The sequence below is a fragment of the Trebonia sp. genome, from assembly GCF_049794275.1.
GTDB lineage: Bacteria > Actinomycetota > Actinomycetes > Streptosporangiales > Streptosporangiaceae > Trebonia.
The window spans coordinates 1-2691 of sequence record NZ_JBARCR010000503.1; the positions used below are offsets into that span (position 1 = coordinate 1).

Genomic DNA, 2691 nt, shown 5'->3' on the forward strand with positions numbered 1-2691 from the left:
AGCACCGCCTGGGCCTGGCCGCCGCTCAGCGCCGCCGGCAGGCCGGCCCCTGCCCCGTGCGACAACCCGTGCGACAGCCCAGAGTCGAAGACCTCGCCGAGCACCGCGATGCCGAACGCGTAGCCCAGCTGCCGGAACGTGCTGACCGCTCCCGCGGCCATGCCGGCCCGCGAGCGGTCCACCGCGCCCATCGCGGTCGCGGACAGCGGCGCCATCGCCAGCCCGGCGCCGATCCCGACAAGGAACAGGCCCGGCATCACGACCCACCAGCTGGACCCGGTCCTGATCACGCCCTGCGCCAGCGCGCCCGCGGCGATGACCAGCAGCCCGCTGCCGATCAGCAGCCGCGGCGACGTCGTGTGCAGCACCCGGCCGATCGCGGCGGACACCGCGAACGCGGCCAGGCTCGCCGGCAGCAGCACCAGGCCCGCCTGGATCGGGGTCAGGCCGAGCACCGTCTGGAGCCACAGCGACTCGTACGTCAGGCTCGCCCACGCGGCCGCCGACAGCAGCGCGCCCGCGACGAGCAGCGTCGTGAACGACGCGTGGCGCAGCAGCGCCAGGTCCAGCATCGGATACTCGCTGCGCCGCTCGACGAGGACGAACACCACCAGCGCCGCCACCGCGATCGCCAGCATCACCACCGTCAGCCCCGAGCCCCACGCGCCCCGGATCAGCGCGTAGGTCAGGGCGGCGGCCGCCACCGTGAAGCTCACCATGCCGGGCACGTCGACACGGGACGGATGCGGATCGCGCGACTCCCGCACGACCAGCAGCGTCATCCCCACCGCCACGACGCTGACCGGCAGGTTCACCAGGAAGATCCACCGCCAGCCGAAGTGCGTCGCCAGCAGCCCGCCGACGATCGGGCCCGCGGCCGCCGCCGCGCCGTTGACCGCGCCCCACACCCCGAACGCCACGCCCCGCTCGCGTCCCGAGTACGAGCTGCTGATCAGCGCCATCGTCGTCGCGAACATCGCCGCCGCGCCGAGCCCCTGCACGCCGCGAGCGGCGATCAGCACGCCGACGTTCGGCGCCAGGCCGCACGCCAGCGAGGACAACGCGAACACCACCAGGCCGATCAGGTACACCCGGCGCCGCCCGAGCCGGTCCGCGACCGACCCCACCGTCAGTACCAGCGCCGCCAGCACCAGCGCGTATAGGTCGATCACCCACTGCAGGTCCTGGAACGTCGTGTGCAGCTCACGCGCCATGTCGGGGAGCGCCACGGTCACGATCGTCACGTCGACCAGCAACATGAACGTCCCCGCGCAGACCGCCACCAGCGGCCACCACTTCTTCATCTCGCCTCCCGTAATGTTCGACACCCACCCTGGCCGGAATGTGACCGCACCCGTTAGCCAGCGCTGGGATGTCGGCGGATCTCGACATTCGCTAGGCTGAGCGTGATGGATACCATCACGATCGACGACCTGGACCGGCAGCTCGCCCAATGCCTCGGCGTGGACGGGCGGGCCTCGTTCAGCCAGCTCGCGGAGGTTCTCGGCGTCTCCGACCAGACGGTGGCCCGCCGGTATCGCCGGCTGCGTTCCGCGGGAATGCTCCGTGTGGTCGGGCTGAAGGCGCGCAAGCAGCTCGGCTCGCTTGGCTGGTTCCTGCGCATCCGGTGCGTTCCCGGAGCCGGTCCCGCGATCGCCGCCGCGCTGGCGCGGCGGGCCGACACGGCGTGGATCCAGCTGCTGTCCGGCAACACCGAAGTGCTCTGCACGCTGCGCGGCGACGCGCGGGAAGACCGCGAGGCGTTGCTCGCCAAGCTGCCCCGCGGCGAGCGCATCGTGGACGTGACCGCGCATTCCCTGCTGCACATGTTCACCGGCGGCCCTGACGCCCTCGGGTTCCTCCAGGTGCTCCCTGCGTTGCGGGTCGAGCCGCTTCGGCTGCCGGTCCGCGCCGGCCACGCTGGCGGTCACTCCGGCAGTCACTCCGGCAGTCACTCCGGCAGTCACGTCGAGCTCGGCGAGCTCGATTTCGCGCTGTTCGACGCGCTCGGAGTGGACGGGCGTGCCTCGCACGCCGAGCTGGCGGCGGCCACCGGCTGGTCGGAGTCCACGGTCCGGCGCCGCATGGACCAGCTGCGCGCCGCCGGCGTGCTGTATTTCGACGTCGAGCTTGACATGCCGGCCTTCGGCTTCCGGTCCGCGACGTGGCTGTGGCTATCGGTGCCGCCAGCGGACCTCGCCGCCGCCGGCACGGCGCTGGCGAAGTTTCCCGAGGTCGCCTACGCCGCCGCGACCACGGGCGCGGCCAACCTCGCGGCCTGCGTGATATGCCGCGACGAGAGCGAGTTCTACGAGTTCCTGACCGCCAAGGCCGCGACGCTGCCCGGCGTGCAGCGCGTGGAGACGGCGCCGATCATCCGGACGGTGAAACAGGCGTCCCCCGCGAGGTCGCCCATCGCCGCCGGAGCCAGGTGAACCACGGCGAGTCAGCCGGGGACGTTCGGGATAAATCTTTGACTACGCTGGTGCGGTGTCCAAGCAGAACTCCCGGGAGAGCAGAAGACAGCGCCTTGAGCAGGCGCGCAAGGCCGAGCAGCAGCGCAAGCGGCGGATCCGGATGGCCGCGATCGGCGGTGGCGCGGTCATCGTCGCGGCCGCGATCGCGGTGGGCGTGACGCTCGCCGTCAGCGGCGGCTCGTCCGCCACGCCAGCGGGATACGCGCCGCTGAGC

Annotated in this window: 2 protein-coding genes and 1 pseudogene; 2 read left to right on the plus strand and 1 reads right to left on the minus strand. The window is 72.2% G+C overall.

The window, feature by feature from the left end; all coding sequences use genetic code 11:
• The coding region (locus WA805_RS13665; protein WP_425242519.1) for an MFS transporter at window positions 1–1304 on the minus strand (1304 nt) is incomplete at its 3' end.
• A 105-nt stretch (window positions 1305–1409) separates the two neighbouring features.
• Here WA805_RS13665 and WA805_RS13670 point away from each other — a divergent pair.
• Together WA805_RS13670 and WA805_RS13675 are read left to right on the plus strand one after the other, a co-directional pair.
• The gene (locus tag WA805_RS13670; protein ID WP_425242520.1) at window positions 1410–2435 is read left to right on the plus strand and encodes an Lrp/AsnC family transcriptional regulator; all 1026 of its coding nucleotides are present in this window, start codon (window positions 1410–1412) and stop codon (window positions 2433–2435) included.
• A 55-nt stretch (window positions 2436–2490) separates the two neighbouring features.
• Window positions 2491–2691 (plus strand): annotated as a pseudogene (locus tag WA805_RS13675) (hypothetical protein); the annotation flags it as partial.

What these genes read in the sequence shown, in the direction of transcription:
- WA805_RS13670 (WP_425242520.1), top strand. Translation starts at nt 1,410, where the DNA reads ATGGATACCATCACGATCGACGACCTGGACCGGCAGCTCGCCCAATGC.